Annotated in this window: 18 protein-coding genes; 9 read left to right on the forward strand and 9 right to left on the reverse strand. The window is 47.9% G+C overall.

The window, feature by feature from the left end:
* Nucleotides 1-86 precede the first annotated feature (86 nt).
* From KFF44_RS06800 to KFF44_RS06815, 4 genes are all read right to left on the reverse strand, one after another.
* Nucleotides 87-1,595 carry a S10 family peptidase gene (locus tag KFF44_RS06800; RefSeq protein WP_255938379.1) on the reverse strand — a complete coding sequence of 503 codons (1,509 nt, stop codon included), beginning with the start codon at nt 1,593-1,595 and terminating at the stop codon, nt 87-89.
* Between the two features lie 107 nt (nt 1,596-1,702).
* Entirely contained in the window at nt 1,703-2,461 is a 759-nt protein-coding gene (locus tag KFF44_RS06805) for an NAD kinase (protein WP_255938380.1), read from the reverse strand.
* A 135-nt stretch (nt 2,462-2,596) separates the two neighbouring features.
* Nucleotides 2,597-3,616: a GTP 3',8-cyclase MoaA gene (gene moaA / locus KFF44_RS06810; protein ID WP_255938382.1), complete on the reverse strand. Its 1,020-nt coding sequence runs from the start codon at nt 3,614-3,616 to the stop codon at nt 2,597-2,599.
* 76 nt (nt 3,617-3,692) lie between these two features.
* Entirely contained in the window at nt 3,693-4,064 is a 372-nt protein-coding gene (locus KFF44_RS06815) for a hypothetical protein (protein WP_255938383.1), read from the reverse strand.
* A 147-nt stretch (nt 4,065-4,211) separates the two neighbouring features.
* Between KFF44_RS06815 and KFF44_RS06820 the strand changes: the two genes are divergently transcribed.
* Both KFF44_RS06820 and KFF44_RS06825 read left to right on the forward strand, forming a co-directional pair.
* A complete protein-coding gene (locus tag KFF44_RS06820; RefSeq protein WP_255938384.1) occupies nt 4,212-4,853 on the forward strand; it encodes a DsbA family oxidoreductase in 642 nt (213 codons plus the stop codon).
* A 22-nt stretch (nt 4,854-4,875) separates the two neighbouring features.
* Complete coding sequence (locus KFF44_RS06825) at nt 4,876-5,070, forward strand: hypothetical protein (protein ID WP_255938385.1); 195 nt, start codon at nt 4,876-4,878, stop codon at nt 5,068-5,070.
* A 177-nt stretch (nt 5,071-5,247) separates the two neighbouring features.
* Here KFF44_RS06825 and KFF44_RS06830 read toward each other — a convergent pair whose 3' ends face one another.
* The 4 genes from KFF44_RS06830 to KFF44_RS06845 form a co-directional block, all read right to left on the reverse strand.
* Nucleotides 5,248-5,838, reverse strand: coding sequence for an outer membrane protein (locus tag KFF44_RS06830; RefSeq protein ID WP_255938386.1), 591 nt, complete (start codon nt 5,836-5,838; stop codon nt 5,248-5,250).
* Nucleotides 5,839-5,988: 150 nt separating this feature from the next.
* Complete coding sequence (locus KFF44_RS06835) at nt 5,989-6,597, reverse strand: outer membrane protein (RefSeq protein ID WP_255938387.1); 609 nt, start codon at nt 6,595-6,597, stop codon at nt 5,989-5,991.
* A 311-nt stretch (nt 6,598-6,908) separates the two neighbouring features.
* The gene (gene mfd / locus KFF44_RS06840) at nt 6,909-10,430 is read right to left on the reverse strand and encodes a transcription-repair coupling factor (protein ID WP_255938388.1); all 3,522 of its coding nucleotides are present in this window, start codon (nt 10,428-10,430) and stop codon (nt 6,909-6,911) included.
* 31 nt (nt 10,431-10,461) lie between these two features.
* On the reverse strand, nt 10,462-10,764 hold the full coding sequence (locus KFF44_RS06845; protein WP_255938390.1) for a succinate dehydrogenase assembly factor 2: 303 nt from the start codon (nt 10,762-10,764) through the stop codon (nt 10,462-10,464).
* Nucleotides 10,765-10,932: 168 nt separating this feature from the next.
* Here KFF44_RS06845 and recG point away from each other — a divergent pair, with 168 nt between their 5' ends.
* Nucleotides 10,933-13,017, forward strand: coding sequence for an ATP-dependent DNA helicase RecG (gene recG, locus KFF44_RS06850; RefSeq protein WP_255938391.1), 2,085 nt, complete (start codon nt 10,933-10,935; stop codon nt 13,015-13,017).
* Between the two features lie 504 nt (nt 13,018-13,521).
* On the opposite strand, the gene KFF44_RS06855 is transcribed toward recG, so the two are convergent.
* Entirely contained in the window at nt 13,522-13,941 is a 420-nt protein-coding gene (locus KFF44_RS06855; RefSeq protein ID WP_255938393.1) for a hypothetical protein, read from the reverse strand.
* 96 nt (nt 13,942-14,037) lie between these two features.
* Here KFF44_RS06855 and KFF44_RS06860 point away from each other — a divergent pair, with 96 nt between their 5' ends.
* From KFF44_RS06860 to KFF44_RS06885, 6 genes are all read left to right on the forward strand, one after another.
* The gene (locus KFF44_RS06860; protein WP_255938395.1) at nt 14,038-15,555 is read left to right on the forward strand and encodes an acyl-CoA carboxylase subunit beta; all 1,518 of its coding nucleotides are present in this window, start codon (nt 14,038-14,040) and stop codon (nt 15,553-15,555) included.
* A gap of 148 nt (nt 15,556-15,703) precedes the next feature.
* On the forward strand, nt 15,704-16,531 hold the full coding sequence (locus KFF44_RS06865; protein ID WP_255938397.1) for a mechanosensitive ion channel family protein: 828 nt from the start codon (nt 15,704-15,706) through the stop codon (nt 16,529-16,531).
* 6 nt (nt 16,532-16,537) lie between these two features.
* Complete coding sequence (locus tag KFF44_RS06870; RefSeq protein ID WP_255938399.1) at nt 16,538-16,846, forward strand: hypothetical protein; 309 nt, start codon at nt 16,538-16,540, stop codon at nt 16,844-16,846.
* Nucleotides 16,847-16,848: 2 nt separating this feature from the next.
* Nucleotides 16,849-16,974, forward strand: coding sequence for a hypothetical protein (locus tag KFF44_RS06875; protein ID WP_255938401.1), 126 nt, complete (start codon nt 16,849-16,851; stop codon nt 16,972-16,974).
* Between the two features lie 131 nt (nt 16,975-17,105).
* Nucleotides 17,106-17,522, forward strand: a complete 417-nt coding sequence (locus KFF44_RS06880; RefSeq protein ID WP_255938402.1) for a hypothetical protein — start codon at nt 17,106-17,108, stop codon at nt 17,520-17,522.
* Between the two features lie 225 nt (nt 17,523-17,747).
* On the forward strand, nt 17,748-18,305 hold the full coding sequence (locus KFF44_RS06885; protein ID WP_255938403.1) for a cytochrome P460 family protein: 558 nt from the start codon (nt 17,748-17,750) through the stop codon (nt 18,303-18,305).
* Nucleotide 18,306: the final 1 nt, after the last annotated feature.

Here is an 18,306-nt window from a genome sequence, read left to right on the forward strand (position 1 = left end):
AGTTAATTTTCTCCGGGACGGGAAAAGTTAAAGCCTCGACAGAACATACTGTCGAGGCTTTATACTTTAAAGGCAGAATGCTCAATCTATTTGGCGATAAAGCTTCTGATATCCTTGATAAGCTGATCCAGTGAAGGTTCATGAACATACATCATGTGCCCGGCAGGATAATATGTGAAATCTACACGATTGGTATCTATACCATTTGCATTAAAGGTGTTTTCACTTGCGAAAAACGGTGTCGCGAAATCATAATAGCCATTGGCAACCATGACTTTCAGGTGCTTGTTTTCCCGAAGCGCTCTGCCAACATGGGGGGCTACATTCACATAACTGCCGCTATATCTGCCATTACCGCTTGCCGTCCAGTGCCGACCAGGGACGCCAGACAGAATTTCATACTTGCGCTCTAAACTAACATTGAGGTCATTGATCAGATAATGATTTAGCGCCCCAGTGTAAGCAGCATCAATACCGTAGGCAGACGGATCATTGTCAAACCGTTCGCCAATACCATCATAGTCTACGCCTTTGTAGCGTGCGTCCAACCTGCCAATTGAATATCCTTCATCGCGCAAGAGTTCTTTCATAAACCGCATGTTGCTTACGCGTAAATTTGCGTTCATGAAATATTGCTTCGAAGCCCCTGTATATCCACTAAGCCGTTCTGCAATCTTTTCAAAATCGGCTTTTGACAGGCGATTGCCTTGAAGTAGGGCACTTGCATAATCACCCAGAGTGAAGCTTCGTACTTCATCCAGGAAGGCCTCTAATGTTCGACCATTTTTCTCTACCTTGCCGTGATACCACCCGGCAGCAGCCATCGTTGGCAAATAGGAAATATAGGGTGTATCATTACCGGGCTGATAGCGTGCAGTTTGGAAATCAAGGATACTGGAAATCATAACGACACCGTTAATAGCGATATCGCTCCAGCCACCTTGTAATTCATTCAGGAGGGCGGCGGCGCGGGTTGTGCCGTAACTTTCCCCGGATAGATATTTGGGCGAATTCCAACGGTTGTTCTTAACGAGCCACAAACGGATAAATTCTGCGATCGATTTTGCATCCTTTTCAACACCCCAAAAATCTTTACCATCCCCTTTTCCAATTGCTCGCGAATATCCAGTTCCGACAGGATCGATAAAGACCATATCAGCTACATCAAGAATAGATAGGGGATTGTCCACAAGGCGATAAGGGGCTGCACCGTCATCCTTTGCGTCCGATGGTATGGCAACGCGTTTGGGGCCATAGACACCCATATGTAGCCATACTGACGACGATCCTGGGCCGCCGTTGAAAATAAAAAATACCGGGCGTTCGGCATTATCTTTTATATCGGTTCTAATGTAGCTTGTAGAAAATATGGCAGCAGTTTCTTCGCCTCTGTCATTCTTAAGATAGGTTTCACCCGCGGTTGCGCTGTAGCGAACTTTGGTTCCGTTGAATGTACCGGAATGTTCGGTGATAAATATTGCTGGCGCTGCAACTTTCATATGTTTTGCTGCCATTTGTTCATCAGCTGTATACCCAGTTGCTGAAAACAAACTTGCCGACAGGGCAATTCCTGCGGACAGTATAAAATATTTCATGACGATCCCCTCGATCAATTTTCATTGAAGAAAGGATAGCTTAGCGTTAGTGAAAGACGGTTGCAAATACTGATGCAAAGGGTGAATGGCTTTTTGGACGAGCAGACTTAGTGAACAAATTGCTCGGTAAAAATGCGTTCCGCCAGGTTATGTTCCCGATCAAAAAGCAAGTTCAGATTAATCTCGCGCGCTTCCTCAATCACAACTTTTCTAACGTCCCGTACTTCGTGCATGTCAGCAACCGCTGAAACAGGGCGTTTTTGAGGAGTGATAACATCCAGTTCCACCGAGACCGTGTGCGGCAGTAATGCCCCACGCCAACGACGGGGCCGGAAGGCGGATAAGGGCGTTAGCGTCAACAAATCGGCCCCTAACGGCACAATAGGGCCGTGTGCGGACAAATTATATGCTGTACTGCCCGCTGGTGTCGCAACAAGAAGGCCGTCCCCTACCAGTTCAGGAATACGGACTTTCCCATCGATGGAAATACAGATTTTTGCCGCTTGTCTGGTCTCTCGAAGTAAAGAAACTTCGTTCACGGCCATATACTGAACTGTTCTATCATCGCACGTCGTCACAAGCATTCTCAGCGGATGCAGGGTGAAAGGATCAGCGGTCTGTATCCGTTCTTCAAGGCGATCCTCGGAATACTCGTTCATCAGAAAACCAACAGTACCGCGGTTCATACCGTAAATCGGGATACGGCGCTGCATGAATGTGTGCAAAGTTTGCAGCATATGACCGTCACCACCGAGTGCGACGATAACATCGGCTTCGTCGGTATTAACGATATTGTACTTTTCCCTTAAGCGTTTCGCTGCTTCCGGGGCGTCACCAAAATCGCTCGCGATTAATGCTATTTTCATTCGCGAACCCTTTCTTGTTGCCCCGCAGAAAAACACAATTGGTAAGTATGCAACACCAAAAGTTCGTTGCGTGCAAGAGTGAATGCATTGAAATTAAAATATTTTTTAATTCATAAGGATGCTGAAACGTTTGATTTAACCGCCAGTCATGCTCATGTGGCGCCCAACTGTGCCGATCATTTTACCGTCTTTCATCGCAAAATCATGACCGTATGGTTTGTCTTTCATGGCTTTGCCGAGTAACCGAGTTAATTCTTGCTCCGCATTGCCTGAACGGATGGCTTCCCTGAGGTCCACATGATCGCTTTGGCCAAGGCACATATATATACGCCCCGTGCAGGTTACACGAACCCGGTTACAGCCATCGCAGAAATTATTGGTAAGCGGGGTAATCAAGCCAAGCTTGCTCTCTGTTCCTTTAATCGAATAATATCGAGCAGGGCCGCCAGTGCGGTGGGTGCTGGGAACCAGATCAAAATCATGTTTAAGCCCGTCCATCACGCTTGTTAAAGGCAGGTAATTATCCTCGCGGGCATCTGCGACGCTCCCCAAAGGCATGGTTTCAATCAGTGTTAGATCAATTCCTTTACTGTGGCACCAACTTAGGATATCGCCAATTTCATGCTCGTTTTTATTCTTGAGGGCTACAGTGTTAATCTTGACCTTAAGGCCAGCGTCAAGCGCTGCGTCGATGCCCTCCATCACCTTGGGTAAACTGTCTCTGCGCGTAATTTCTGCGAATGCGTCCCGTTTTAATGTATCGAGAGACACATTGATCCGCCTTACACCGGCTGCATATAAATCCCGCGCCATATCAGGCAACTGGGTGCCATTTGTGGTCACTGTAATTTCGTCAAGATGGCTGGTTTCCAAGCGTTTGCCCAATTGATTAAACAGCCAGATAATATCCTTACGGACGAGCGGTTCGCCGCCCGTCAGGCGAATACGCCTCACACCGCGATCAATGAAGGCATCGCACAGCGTTAACATTTCTTCCAATGTTAAAACTTCAGCCTTTGGCAAAAACACCATATTTTCTGCCATGCAATATCGGCACCTTAGGTCGCAGCGATCGGTAACCGAAAGGCGCAGATAAGAAATTTGCCGACCAAATGTGTCTTTCAACCCGCTTGTATGTTCCTGGATATTTGTCATGACTGTCATATTGCGTATGTTCACCGCAACTTCAAGTCATTCTGTTGTGATCGTAATATCTTGATGCAGAAAGCGCTCAACTGTCTTCGTCGAGAAGGCTGCCAAAGGTTTCGTTTATACGGCTGAATGCAGTAGCGTTAGCACGGAATGTATTTTCCTCAATCCGTAAATCCGCAAGCTGTTGAATAATATCTGAAAAACCGGAACCGCCTGCAAGGGTTGTCGGTGCGCCTGAGGCCGGAGCGTTAACAGGATTGGTAGCGGGATCAATCTGGCCAGGCCCTGAAGAGGGAGCGACCGGATCTAAAGTGGGAGAATTGGGGAGGGAAAGATCACTTACACTGTTGCTTGAACGGGCTAGGTTCGTGACAATATCTTGCGCAAGTCGGGTCGCTCTCTGTTCAGACTGTATAAGGCCATTTGCCGCTATATTTATGGCTTGAACCATTATTATTGTCCGTTTCTACTCATTACCAATATTGCTATTGTACAGGGCACTGGTAAAAAACATGTTAACAGATAGGTGCAATCTGCGGTTTCTATCCCACGCATTCTTTGGTAGGCTCTGGAAAATGTTTACGGGTAGGAGGTTTCTGTGGAACTTGATGTTGTGATTGATGTTGTGTGCCCTTGGTGCTTTGTGGGGAAACGCCAGCTTGAAAAGGCAATGGCTGAACGCCCTGATGTCATTACTGAAGTTCGTTATCGCCCCTACCAACTGGGCCCAGATACACCTACTGGTGGGGTAGACCGGAAAACCTATTATGACCGTAAATTTGGTGAAAATAGCGAACAGCTTTTGGTGATGCGCAAGCACCTAAGAAATACGGGTGAAGCGCTTGGGATCAATTTTGATTTTGAAAGCGACTGCATTATTGCGAATACGCTTGACGCACACAGGCTTATTCGCTGGTCTATGTCTGAGGGGCTCCAGTCAAAAGTGGCCGAAGGGATTATGGTCCGGTATTTTGAAGAGAACAAATTCATCGGTGATCACGGGCTGTTGCGTGAAGTCGCAGAAGAGGCGGGCATGGACGGTGATCTGGTGACGGAACTCCTGAAAACAGACCGTGATGTTGATCTTGTTAAGGCGGAAGTCGCTAATGCCTCACGAATGGGCATTACGGGCGTACCTTTCTTTATCTTCAACGGTAAGCATGCGGTCTCTGGTGCGCAGGATGCAAGCGTTCTGGTGAATGTTATTGATCAAATTCAGGCTCAAGTAGCGGCGGAATAACACCATAATACATAGAGGACTTATGACAGAAGGGTGGGAGTTGTTATTATTATCCTTTGTTGCCTTCTGTTTAGTTTTTTGGGGGCATTATTCAGGGCGTTCTGATTTAACATGGTCTGTAGGTGTTTTTGACCGGAAGAAATATCCAATCCGATTTTGGATTTCTCAAGGCTTTTGGATTGCGATAGGCTTGATTACCTTGTTTCTTGGTTTATAGAGGTATTTTGACTGATTGCTGCACATGGTAAAGTGGTAAGCGAAATTGCCTTATTTGTTTGCTTATTTTGTTCAGGAAATGATGGCCGGTACTCAGAACTGATCACCATACCGGCCTACTCATCACTATTGCCATAGTTTTCAGGTGATTTCTAATCTGTGACAAGCGGGGTAAAATTTAGAATTTAAAGAGTAATCCGGCTTTTCCTTGCCACTGGGTCAGCCCATTGCCGTATGTTGTATAGTCAACGCCTGTGCGAAGGCTTATACTTTTGCTGAGTGCGCGCTCATAGCCCACGCCAAACCGCCAGCCACCGTCATTATCATTTATAATCGCACCTGTTGTGGGGGTGAACTCGCCGCGCAGGCTTGCGTAACCAGCTTTACCATAAATAAGGTTGTTACCATCATCGCCGAATGCTTGCCCTAGAATAAGGGAAGCGCTCCATTCATTATCGGTGCTAAGGGTGCCACCGGGTGCTACAAAATTTGTGTCCTGGTCACCGAATGTGCCCTCTAAGCCTAAAACCAACCCATTATCATATTGGGTTCTAAAACCTAAAACACCGCCATAGTAAAAGCCACGTTCGCTATTATCTGTGATACCTAAGTTGGTTGTAGCGCTATCGTTGAAACGAAGCCAATCGACGCCAATTTCAGCGCCCACATATGCGCCGTCGAATTTTTTATCATCTTGTTGTGCTACGGCGATACCCGAAATAAGGGTTGCGCCAATGATTGCTGTCGTAAAAGTATTTATAAGTTTCATTATTAAGTCTCCTAACATAGCGCCCGTTTTATTAAGCGCGATGAGGAGATAGTCGGGTCCAATTCAGGCACAAAATAGATATGTTTGCGGCAGTCCTGTGAAGAATTACGGCGCCGATGTGACGCCATAATTTTGTCGAATATACCTTGGTTAGAATTTGAAATTAACTCCAACCTTGGGCTGGAATTGCTGGGAGCTAAAATTGAAGTCTAAATAATCTAGGCTAAGCTTCAGGCTGATGCGTTTTGATATGGCGCGCTCATACCCCAAGCCCAATAGATACCCTTGCTGGTGAGACGTGTTGGCGGGGAGCTCAAATGTTTCACCTGTTGCGCCATTTATGAGGCTAGTGGCTGAACGTTCAATTTGCCTCCCAGCTGTGCCAACTTTAGCAAATATCAGATTGTTATCTCCAAATACCTTGCCAATCGTAAGGGCTGCAGACCATTGAAATTCTGTATTCAAGAGCGGACTACCTGAAGGTGAGAATAGCGCTCGGGAGCGAGTGTTGAAATTTGTATCACCAAAACTTCCTTCTATCCCAAAAACCCAATCCCTCGAGCTGTGAAGGCGGTATCCCAAATTCAGGCCATAATAAAATGTATTGTCTTCTGCGCCAAAGAGTTCAGTTCTGTCAAAACCCCCTTCAATGCCACCATAAAGGCCTTCAAATCTTCGGTTTTCAATTTCATCTTGGGCGTGAATATTAGAGTTATTTAAGGTTAAACTTGCTAATATAATTAAGAGTGCTTTACGCATACCGTTTCCAATCGTTTATAAAATAGATATTGCTATCTATGCGATAAAGATTGTCTCAAAAATGGTATTAATGCGGCAAGATTGTGGTTGGGAATTAGCGAAAAAAAAAGCACTCAAATGAGTGCTTTCGTTGGGGACCCAACAAGTTTTACCTAAATCTCAAGCAAGAAATTCAAATGGAGCCTGTTATTATTATCTGACGTTCGGCTGACCGCTTTTTGACGCCTAATTAGGGCAACCTTATGGCCTTAGGATGAACAATTCTCAATTTTTGCGAAAATAATAAACTTATAACGCTATGAATTATTTGATTATTTTGGTTGCGAAACGATATACGCCAATTTTTTGGTTATAGCAGCAACGGTTTTTAACCGGATGCCGATTTTATCCATCTTGGCTTTGTAGACAAGTTTATGATCAGGCCGTAGTTTGGCTGTTGCCCCCGTTGAGCTGATAAATTCAACAAGGCCAGCGGGGTTCGCAAACTTGTCATCCTTGAAGGAAAGTACTACTCCCTTCTGCCCTGCATCCAGTTTATCAATGCCCGCGCGTTTCGCGTGCCCTTTGATGATCATAATTGCGGCTAACTGTTTAACCTCTGGCGTTAGGGGACCAAACCGGTCAATGAGTTCAGCGCAGAAGGCATCTACGTCTTCGCGGGTATCAAGGTCCGCAAGGCGGCGATAAAGCGCCATCCGCTGCGTGAGGTCAGGCACATATTTTTCTGGTATCATAACGGTCGCACCGAGGTTGATCTGCGGCGACCAATCGCTTTCACCAAAGTCCTCATCCTTACCGGCCCGTGCTTCCGCGACCGCTTCCTCAAGCATTTTCTGGTAAAGCTCAACGCCGACCTCTTTAACATGGCCTGATTGCTCGTCACCAAGCAGGTTCCCTGCGCCCCTAATGTCCATATCGTGGCTTGCGATTGTGAAGCCTGCGCCGAGTGTGTCGAGCGATTGCAGAACCTGAAGGCGTTTGTCCGCATTATCATTCAGCATGCGATTTGCGGGGGTCGTAAGATACGTATAGGCCCGTATTTTAGAGCGCCCAACACGGCCGCGGAGCTGATAGAGTTGCGCCAATCCAAACATATCAGCGCGGTGGACAATCATGGTGTTTGCGCGCGGAATATCAATACCAGATTCGATGATCGTGGTTGACAGAAGAACATCATACTGGCCTTCGTAAAAGGCTGTCATGACATCTTCAATCGTCTTGGGGGACATTTGCCCGTGAGCCACGATAAACTTAACCTCAGGCACATCTTCCTTGAGGAACTCGATTATGCCCTCTAAGTCTGCAATGCGCGGGCATACATAAAAGCTTTGGCCGCCCCGGTAATGCTCGCGCAGCAGCGCTTCACGCACAACGACAGGGTCAAACGGTAATACGAAGGTACGAACTGCTAGCCTGTCCACTGGCGGTGTCGCGATTATCGAGAGGTCACGAAGGCCGCTCATCGCCATCTGAAGCGTGCGCGGAATTGGTGTCGCTGTTAAGGTAAGTACATGAACGTTGGACTTAAGTTCTTTTAGCTTCTCTTTGTGGGCAACACCGAAATGCTGTTCCTCGTCCACAATCAACATGCCAAGGTTTTTAAACTCAATCCCTTTAGCGAGGAGTGCGTGCGTACCAATGATAATATCAAGCGTGCCGGTGCGCATTTCTTCGCGCGTTGCCTTGGCTTCTTTTGCGCTCACCAACCGTGAAAGCTGCGCCACGCGAACGGGTAGCCCCTTGAACCGCTCGGTGAAATTCAGAAAATGCTGGCGCGCGAGGAGGGTGGTTGGTGCTACAATTGCAACCTGATGTCCCGCCATAACAGCTAGGAATGCGGCGCGCAGAGCAACCTCGGTTTTACCAAAGCCTACATCACCGCAAACAAGTCGGTCCATCGGACGCCCTGATGACAGGTCATTGATCACATCCCCAATGGCGCGGAGCTGATCATCGGTTTCAGTGAAGGGGAAGCGGGCGCAAAACTCGTCAAACACGCCTTCCTGCGCCGTGATACGCTGGCCTTCACGCAGTTCCCGTTCTGCCGCCAGTTTGATTAACTGGTCCGCCATTTCGCGGATGCGGGCTTTCATTTTGGCCTTGCGGGCCTGCCATGCAACCCCGCCTAGCTTATCGAGCGAACCACCACCATCTTCGCTGCCGAAGCGCGATAGAACCTCGATATTCTCAACAGGGACATAAAGCTTGTCACCGCCCTGGTAGGTCACAAGCAAACAGTCATGGGATGCGCCCGATACGCTAACGGTCTCTAACCCCTCGAACTTACCAATGCCGTGGCTTGTGTGAACCACGAGGTCACCGGGGGCGAGGGCGTTTGCTTCGGTCAGGAAGTTATCTGCGCGCTTGCGCTTCCTTGATTTTCTGACCAAACGGTCGCCTAGAATATCCTGCTCGGAGATAACAACAAGATCATCGGTTTCAAACCCGCGCTCTAGCGGCAGAACCGTGACGCTAATCAGGCGTTTGTTCGCGCGCCTAATCTCGGACCAATCGGTTGATATGCCGATGGGGGCAACGCCGTGATCTTCCAAAACGCCCTTGAGGCGATCGGCAGCACCCTCCGAGTAGCTGGCAAATACAACGCGTTTACCGTCTTTTTGAAGCGCTTCGATATGCTCCTTAACCGCGTCATAGATATTGAGGCTGCGGTTATTCCGTTCGGGCGAAAAATCACGCGTTGCCCGCGCACCAAACGACACGACATCAATATTTTCCGGGTGTTCAAAGGGGCTGAGTTTTCTAAGATTAAAACTCTCACCGAATGCCTGCCATTCAAGTTCGCTCAGGTAAAGCGTGTTTGCAGGGATTGGTTTATAAGCGACTGTATTGATGTTTTTATGATCTCGCGCGATTTCCATTGCTTCCTGACGAGCATCATAATAATCGCTAATGGCTTTAAAGCGTTCGCTTGCCGCTTCATCCACCTGATGGTCGATGGTGACAACTGGATTATCGAGATAATCAAACAGGCTCGCCATTTCCTCGTGGAAAAATGGTAGCCAATGCTCGGCACCCTGATATTTCCGGCCCTCGGATATGGCTTCATAAAGCGGGTCTTCGCCCTTGGTTGGGCCAAATGTGTTCACATAATTCGTTCGGAACCGCCGTACGCCCTCGCTGCCGAGCGAAAATTCGCTTGCGGGCTTCAGGTGCAATTCCTTCGCTGTTCCCGTTGTCCGCTGCGTAAGGGGGTCAAAACGGCGAATGGTATCCAGCTCGTCGCCAAAGAAATCGAGGCGCAAAGGTTCTCGCGCGTCGGGTGGATAAAGGTCAATCAGGCCACCCCGTATTGCAAATTCGCCCCTGTCCATAACCTGACTGGAACGGTTATAGCCGTTTGAGGCCAGAAAATCGGTTAGGGTGTGCATATCCACTTCGTCACCAGGGACGGCCTGGAAGGTTGCAGACTTAACGCTTTCCATCGTTGGAACGCGTTGAAGGCTGGCGTTAATGGTGGTGAGAACCAGAAGCGGCTTTTTCAGTTTTTGTTGGCTGAGGCGCGATAGCGCGGCCATGCGCTTCGCGATAATATCGCTCGCGGGACTAACGCGGTCATAGGGTAGGCAGTCCCATGCTGGAAAGGCAACAATCTCGATCTCGGGCGCAAAAAAAGCAACCTCGGTTTTAATGGCAGCGAGGCGCGTGTCATCGCGGGTGATATGCAGAACGGGTCGCTTACCCTTGCCGAACGCACGCGCTGCCAGATCGCCGAGCAAGGTCGCGTCAAAGCCATCAGGAACACCGCCAACATTCAGGGGCAGGTCTTCGCTGACAAGTTTATCAAAAAGCATGTCAGTTTTCACTTCGGTCATGATCGGTTTCTTTTGAAGCTTTTCTGTATATTTAACGCGCTCTCAGGGTCATGAAGTCAAGCTTTTGAAGGCGGTTCATCATATCGCCCTGAAATTTTGCGGGGACGTTTTCACCCTTCGTAATCCATTCCAGAATTTCATGGTCCTGCTCTTCAAAAATACTTTCAAACCAATGGCAATCCTGATCGTTGAAATCATCGATATTAGCTTCGATAAAATTCCCGAAAATCAGATCAAGTTCCTTGATGCCGCGGTGCCATGCCCGAAACACAAGGCGACGTTTCCTGTCCGGTAGGTCGAGGTCTTTATGCGGATTATATTCAAGGTCGGTCATGTCTGGTCTTCATTGTTGAACTATCGATATGTATTCAGCGTTTCCTGCCAATCAGATCAATAAAGTGATAAAAATATCAGCAGCCCATTGGCGGGCGGCACACCATAAGCTATGGTCATTCATCAATAAAGCATAAACTTTTTAATCGAACGGAAACTTGATCCCCCCATGCGCCCAGAAGCCCTGTTTACATATTTCGCGGATATTGAAAGCCTGCCCGGTGTTGGCAAACGGAACCGACAAGCGTTCGAGCGCCTTGCGGGTGGGCGCCTTGTGGATATGATTTTTCATATACCCTCTAGCGCGATCGACAGGCGATACCATCCAAAGGTAATGGAAGCCGCAGCGGGCTCTATCGCGACGATTGATATTGAGGTGATAACCCATAAGCCCGCGCCCAACAAACGTGCACCCTATAAGGTGATCTGTCAGGATGAAACCGGTTTCCTGACACTTGTGTTCTTTCATGCCCGCGCCGATTGGCTGAGGAAGCAATTGCCAGAGGGCGAACGAAGGGTTATCAGCGGGCGGCTGGAGCATTTTCAGGATCAGGTGCAGATCACGCACCCTGACTATATGGTCGCACCCGATAACGTTGATGAACTGCCGTTGATGGAACCCATATACCCGATGACAGCAGGGCTGTCTGCGAAGGTGTTCAGGAAGGCCTTGGGCGGCGCGTTGGACAACATCCCTGATCTTCCTGAATGGCATGATGACAGCTTGATGGGGCGAGAAAACTGGCCCGCTTTTAAACCATCCCTTTTGTCGCTGCACCGCCCAGAGAATGCTGATGTGATTACGCCCGAGAGTTTGCCTAGGCGCCGCCTAGCATATGATGAACTGCTCGCAACCCAACTCGCGACCGCGATTGTGCGCGAACGAACGCGCCGGAAAAAGGGCCGATCGCTAAAGGGAAACGGCAACATTCGGCGGCAGATACTGGCCGCGCTCCCTTACGCCCTAACGGGCGATCAGGAAACAGCGCTCGGTGAGATCATAAGCGACCTAGAGGGCGATCGCTCTATGCTGCGCTTGATGCAGGGCGATGTGGGAAGCGGAAAAACAATCGTTGCCTTATTGGCGATGGCTGCGGCGGTGGAGGCCGGGGCGCAGGCCGCGATCCTCGCGCCAACTGAAATCCTCGCACGGCAGCACTTAGAGAGCATCGCGCCGCTCGCGGAAGGGGCAGGGCTAAGGGTCGCCCTCTTGACCGGACGGAATAAAGGCAAACCACGGCAGGCGCTCTTGGATACCTTAAAGGCTGGCGAATTTGATATCCTTATCGGAACGCACGCCATCATTCAGGATGATGTGGAATTTAAGGACCTTGGCTTTGCCGTAATTGATGAGCAACATCGTTTCGGCGTCCAGCAGCGCCTGACGCTATCATCAAAGGCAGTTAACGGTATTGACGTTCTCGGTATGACCGCAACGCCGATTCCGCGCACGCTGACCCTCACACTCTACGGTGATATGGATGTGTCACGCATTCAGGAAAAACCACCGGGTCGCCAGCCGATTGACACCCGCGTTATCTCGAACGAGCGATTGATGGATGTGCTCGGCGGCGTGGAACGCGCCGTGAAATCGGGTGCGCAGGTGTATTGGGTCTGCCCTTTGGTGGAAGAAAGCGAAATGCTTGATTTGGCGGCGGCGGAGGATCGTTATAAGGCGCTTCAAAAGGTTTTTGGTGATCAAGTCGGGCTTGTCCACGGCAAAATGAAGGGCGTGGATAAGGACGCAGTGATGGCCAAGTTCCAGTCGGGTGAGATTTCCATTCTGGTCGCAACAACGGTGATCGAGGTCGGGGTAAACGTGCCTGAGGCAACGATCATGGTGATCGAACATGCCGAGCGGTTTGGGCTCGCGCAATTGCATCAGCTTCGCGGGCGCGTGGGGCGCGGCAGCGGTAAATCAACCTGCCTTCTTGTGCGCGCAGAGCATGTGGGGGAAGTGGCGAGATCGCGGCTGAAGATTATGCGCGAAAGCGAGGATGGTTTCCTGATAGCGGAGGAGGACCTGAGGCTTCGTGGCAGCGGTGAGATATTGGGTACGCGGCAAAGCGGCATGCCTGATTTTAAGCTCGTTGATTTTGCAGCGCACGGGGACCTCATTGAAATGGCGCGTGATGATGCCCGCCTGATTGTGTCTAAAGACATGGAACTGATGAGCGAACGGGGTAAAGCGCTCCGGCATCTGCTTTATTTATTCGAGCGAGACGAAGGCATTCGCCTGATGCAATCTGGGTGATGATGATACGCAATCAATATTTAGCAAACATAAAAAACAGAGGCTATGCACCAGTTTGTTCAGTAGTTTCTATCATGTTTCCTGAAATATAATAAAACATGGAAATGGAAAAATGAACGTACGCTGCGTATGAAGGGTGTGTCGGAGCTATCTTTAAGCACCAGTTTGTTAAACTTGGTACCATGTTGGCGGAGTACTTTTTGGTATGATCTTGAAGTTCATGATCATTTAATCTTTTTTGAAAGTTCTTGGATGATAGTATGCCTGTAATCCATGATGTTAAACTCTCGACGTCGGCGAATTCCTCATCATTAGTAATAAAAATATTTGATGCTCTTGATCTATTTTCTTGCTCGTTACGTGCGCTGTGATAAAGGTCATTTGATGTTTGTATTAATTGTCTATGTTGTTCAAATGTTAGTATCATAAGATATCTGCCATTTATATATAGCAGCCAATTTTTATATCATTACAGTATTATAGCCATAATTTTAGGCAAAAGGCTTATTCAGCCTTATCGTGCTTCAATAAGTATTTTTTGATGTATTCAACCAGATAGTACCTTAAATGATTTAGGCTAATCAAACATGCTGTAGTGTGTGGGTATTCTTTATGGTCTGACATAAATAAAGATAGAAATTTGTTATCATCGAATAAGTTTCTATCTACTAGTTGCTGATATCTATCCTCTATATCTTTTATGGAGTGTTGTTTTGCGATAGTTAAAGCATGCCCAGCGAGGAAAACGTCACCAAAATAAATCGCTTCATCAGGATATTTGTAATCGTATTCCTCTGTTTCGTTCCAATCTGAGCTATCTCTTTTAAATTCGCCTGCTTCTCTTGCTTTTTTATAGTGATAGTTTGCGTTCTCAAGTAAAGTGACTATTAGCTCTTTGGAACTCTCTTGTGAAATTTTATTCATATAATTTAATTAGCACAGATTATTGCTATATTAATAGTTGTCATTAATCTAATAGTTGGTTCAGCGATATTAAAACATAATGGGCGATTTGAAACAATGGCGTGGGAAAAAGAGTTAGAAGAAAAGAAAAAGCGTGAGGCTTTGGCCGAGAAAATGGGCGGCGAAGAGAAAGTCGCGCGTCAGCATTCTCGCGGTAAAATGGATGTCCGCGCCCGTGTGCTGCGGATGGCGGACCCCGGTAGTTTCCGTGAAATTGGTAAGCTCGCGGGTAAGGGTATTTACGACGAAGACGGCGAGCTTGAGGATTTTATCCCTGCAAATTTTGTGTTTGGTAAGGCCGAGGTTGACCGCCGCCCTGCGGTCATTGGCGGCGATGATTTCACGGTGCGCGGCGGCGCAGCGGATGCCGCCATTTGGCGTAAGGCCATGCTCGCTGAACAGATGGCGCATGAATGGAAACTCCCGCTTATTCGCTTGATCGATGGCACGGGTGGTGGCGGGTCCGTGAAGTCGCTTGAGGACATGGGCCTAACGTATGTTCCGTGGCTGCCGGGCTGGGAACATGTTGTGAAAAACCTCGATAGCGTGCCTGTTGTCTCGTTAGCCCTCGGTTCGGTTGCGGGGCTTGGGGCAGCACGCGTGGTTGCATCCCATTATAGCGTGATGGTGAAGGGCATATCGCATATGTTTACGGCGGGCCCAGCGGTGGTGGCCGCGATCGGTGAAAACCTGACGAAGGACGAGTTGGGCGGCGCGGAAATCCATGCCCGCAACGGCGCGGTTGATGACCTTGTGGGCAGTGAGGAAGAGGCGTTCGCTGCCGCGCGCACATTCCTATCGTATTTGCCTTCCTATGCGGGCGGTGATCATGTACGCATTGAAAGTGGTGATATGGTGCTGCGCCGTGATGAGGCCCTTGTGGATGCGGTGCCAGAGGATCGCCGCGCGGCCTATAGTATGCGGAAAATCCTGAATAGCGTGATGGACCGCGACAGTGTTTTTGAAATCGGCAAACGTTGGGGACAATCAGCGATTACAGCGCTTGCGCGGCTTGACGGCTGGCCCGTTGCGGTGATCGCGAGCGATCCGAGCTTCATGGGAGGCTCGTGGTCTGCGGATGCGGCGCGTAAGGTCGAACGGTTTGTGAAGCTTGCGAACACATTCCGCCTGCCTGTGGTGCATTTTGTTGACAATCCGGGCTTTATGATTGGGCTGGAGGCCGAAAAGGCCGCAACGATCCGCTACGGTGTTGATGCGCTTAACGGTATTTATAATTCCAAGGTGCCGTGGGCGACGATTGTGGTCAGGAAAGCCTACGGTGTTGCGGGCGCGGCGATGAGCAACCATACCGAATTTCAATATCGTTTCGCATGGCCATCGGGTGATTGGGGAAGCCTGCCGCTCGAAGGTGGGATCGAAGTTGCCTATAAATCCGAACTGGAGGCAGCGGAAGACCCCGCAGCGCATCTGGAGGCGATCAAGGCACGGCTCGATAAGGTGAGGAGCCCCTTCAGGACGGCAGAAGCCTTTATGATTGAGGATGTGATCGACCCACGCGAAACCCGCCCATTATTGTGCGAATTTGCAGAGCTTGCCCAGAACAGATTGGGATAACCAGCGAAGCAAGGTTGGTATAATCCTGCATAAGTTCATAAATTCAATTTGAAATACCGCGCCTTTCGTTTATCGTTAGGCGTGTAATCAGTCTTGTCTTGAGTGTTTTGAATTTCATCATCTTCAATGCCTTAAGGGAGGGCATATCATGCAGGAATTTTTCGAGCAGTTAGATATCAATCAGTATGTGCCGGCGGCGATCGAATTTGGCACCAATATCCTTCTTGCCATTGTGATACTGATCATTGGTTTCTGGATCGCAGGGCGTATTTCAGGCGCAATCCGTGGTCTTGGTGAAAAATATCAGAAACTGGATGATACGCTGTTTCGTTTCCTCGGCAGTATCGCGCGGTATGTGGTGCTCGCGTTCGTGTTTATCGCGGTTTTGAACCGGTTTGGTGTGCAGACAACATCGATTGTTGCGCTGTTGGGTGCTGCAGGCCTAGCGGTTGGATTGGCACTTCAGGGGGCGCTTTCGAACCTGTCGGCGGGTGTGCTCCTTCTTATCTTTCGGCCCTATAAGGTTGGTGATTTTGTCGATGCGGCGGGTAAGTTCGGTAAGGTGACAGAGATTGATCTGTTTACCACCATCATGCAAACGTTTGATAATCAGCAGATCATTATCCCGAATGGGCAAATTTGGGGCGAGCAGATCGTGAACCATAGCCATCACAGTGTGCGCGGTGTTGATATGCATTTTGGTATTGCTTACGACGAAGACATCGATAAAGCAAAGGCCGTGATTATGGAGGTATTGGATGCACACGAACATGTTTTGAAGGACCCGGCACCATTTGTGGAGGTGGAAACGCTGAATGATAGTTCGGTTGATTTCCTTGTGCGTCCCTTCTGTGACGGTGCGCATTATTTTGATATTCTTTATTCCGTGCCCGAACAGGTGAAAAAGGCGCTCGATAAAGCGGAGATTGAAATCCCATTCCCGCACCGCAAGGTTATTATGTTCAAGGGTGATTGATTTATAATGAGTAACGAAACAGATAAACCAGTCACAAAGTCAAGAGTGTACATTAAGTTTATGGTCTTGATGTTTTTGGGATTGATACCTTTTTCTCAAATAACTTTAGGGGAAAGTGGTGAAGCGGATTTTATTGATTTAATGTGGATATTATCAGTTGGTTTAGTTGGTGTTTTAATGATGTTTGTGCGATGTGAGGTGTGTAAAACCTATTTTTACACCTACGACCAACAAAAACATACAGGTGTCATTAGTCCTAAAATCTTTAATCAATGGGATGAATGTCCTGTTTGCAAGGTAAAGCGCGGATTATAGGGTTGGGTGAGTTGCAAATCGTCGATGACGAATTCGACAAGGAAGCAATCCTAGCGTACAAATCTGAAGAAGCAAAAGCGCTAATTTTTAAAGTGAATGAGAAACCAACTGAAAAAGGCGCTCGATAAAGTGGAAATCGAGATCACATTCCAGCACTGCCATATTGTTATGTTTAAGAGCGATTGATTTTATGTAATGGATGTTCAATTCGATTGGGCATCCATTACATAAATTAGTCTCTATAAGTAGAGAATGGATAATGTCCAAAGCGGAAATACTGAAAATCCTCTTTGATGATTTGTTTAAATTAGAGGGAATGCCTGCAAAGCCATTTTTGCGGGTGCGAGATTTACCTTTAGATTCTCTAGCTTTCGGTAAAACAAGTCGAGAACTTGGTATTCACATTGATATTGGAATTCGAGGTGAAGATTTAGAACTCAGTTGCCGGAGAATATATCTTTTTGATCAGGAACGAGGCAATATTGATAGCAATATACGAATTGATCAGTTACTTTTTGATGATTATCTGACCTCAATAGAGAGATTAGTTACAACTATTGTAAGTGTGAGTGCAATTCGGGACAAACGCGACTTTAGTAAACAAATTGACAATTTCTTAAAGTCAAAAATTACTAAAGAATATGCGGGGCAATTGGGAATAAATGTTTATGGTTGAATAATGATCTAACCAATCATCTTTCAATAACTCCTATAGTTTTACATTCTTCATTATAGATATCGACGTGGTATGGCGGGACGCCTTTTACCTAAATCAAAATTGGTTCAGGGCTATCATATATTATCTTGCTTTATACTGATCGCGACCTTGTGATCAGTTGCGATTTTTCCGCCACGGTTTCATACTGTATTCGTGATGCCGATCATTGTTTTGAGGATTGGTATGATGAAGCTTTTTGGCACCGCGCTTGTTACCACGGGATTGTTTTTCACATTAACAGCCACCGGACTTGTTGCAGAGCAACAGGCTAAAACAGCCACCCAGATCACTGTGCCAGAGAATTACCAAAACAGGTTTGTTCGCTATAGCACTGTTGATCAGATTGGTCCCAAGAAGGTTCGCTTTTTATATGTAAACCCCGAAGCCCTTCGGGACGCAAAGCCGGGCCAACCTGCGCCTTATGGTACGACAATTGTAATGGAAGATCATAGGGTTGAACTGGATGGCGAAGGAAACCCAGTTCTCGATAGCCATGGACGATTAATTCCAACTGATGAAATCATTGCTATTATCATGCAACAGAAGGAAAAGGGCTGGGGCGCTGACCAAGCAGACGGTGATACCCTGAATGTGGATTGGGGGTATGGAATTTTTACCGCTGAGGGTATCGCCCGCGCGGGGATAAAATACCAATCCTGCCACGCGTGCCACAACCGAGTTGCGCCGCAAGATTATAATTTTTCCTTTGCATCGTTTCTGGAACGATTTAAGGGGGAATAAA

The sequence above is a fragment of the Kordiimonas sp. SCSIO 12610 genome (genome assembly GCF_024398015.1).
Taxonomy (GTDB): Bacteria; Pseudomonadota; Alphaproteobacteria; order Sphingomonadales; family Kordiimonadaceae; genus CANLMI01.

Bases quoted from the DNA above. Each gene is read 5' to 3' on its own strand.
- KFF44_RS06800 (WP_255938379.1), bottom strand. From the start codon at position 1,595: ATGAAATATTTTATACTGTCCGCAGGAATTGCCCTGTCGGCAAGTTTG.
- KFF44_RS06805 (WP_255938380.1), bottom strand. From the start codon at position 2,461: ATGAAAATAGCATTAATCGCGAGCGATTTTGGTGACGCCCCGGAAGCA.
- moaA (WP_255938382.1), bottom strand. From the start codon at position 3,616: ATGACAAATATCCAGGAACATACAAGCGGGTTGAAAGACACATTTGGT.
- KFF44_RS06815 (WP_255938383.1), bottom strand. From the start codon at position 4,064: ATGGTTCAAGCCATAAATATAGCGGCAAATGGCCTTATACAGTCTGAA.
- KFF44_RS06825 (WP_255938385.1), top strand. From the start codon at position 4,876: ATGACAGAAGGGTGGGAGTTGTTATTATTATCCTTTGTTGCCTTCTGT.
- KFF44_RS06830 (WP_255938386.1), bottom strand. From the start codon at position 5,838: ATGAAACTTATAAATACTTTTACGACAGCAATCATTGGCGCAACCCTT.
- KFF44_RS06835 (WP_255938387.1), bottom strand. From the start codon at position 6,597: ATGCGTAAAGCACTCTTAATTATATTAGCAAGTTTAACCTTAAATAAC.
- mfd (WP_255938388.1), bottom strand. From the start codon at position 10,430: ATGACCGAAGTGAAAACTGACATGCTTTTTGATAAACTTGTCAGCGAA.
- KFF44_RS06845 (WP_255938390.1), bottom strand. From the start codon at position 10,764: ATGACCGACCTTGAATATAATCCGCATAAAGACCTCGACCTACCGGAC.
- recG (WP_255938391.1), top strand. From the start codon at position 10,933: ATGCGCCCAGAAGCCCTGTTTACATATTTCGCGGATATTGAAAGCCTG.
- KFF44_RS06855 (WP_255938393.1), bottom strand. From the start codon at position 13,941: ATGAATAAAATTTCACAAGAGAGTTCCAAAGAGCTAATAGTCACTTTA.
- KFF44_RS06860 (WP_255938395.1), top strand. From the start codon at position 14,038: ATGGCGTGGGAAAAAGAGTTAGAAGAAAAGAAAAAGCGTGAGGCTTTG.
- KFF44_RS06865 (WP_255938397.1), top strand. From the start codon at position 15,704: ATGCAGGAATTTTTCGAGCAGTTAGATATCAATCAGTATGTGCCGGCG.
- KFF44_RS06870 (WP_255938399.1), top strand. From the start codon at position 16,538: ATGAGTAACGAAACAGATAAACCAGTCACAAAGTCAAGAGTGTACATT.
- KFF44_RS06880 (WP_255938402.1), top strand. From the start codon at position 17,106: ATGTCCAAAGCGGAAATACTGAAAATCCTCTTTGATGATTTGTTTAAA.
- KFF44_RS06885 (WP_255938403.1), top strand. From the start codon at position 17,748: ATGATGAAGCTTTTTGGCACCGCGCTTGTTACCACGGGATTGTTTTTC.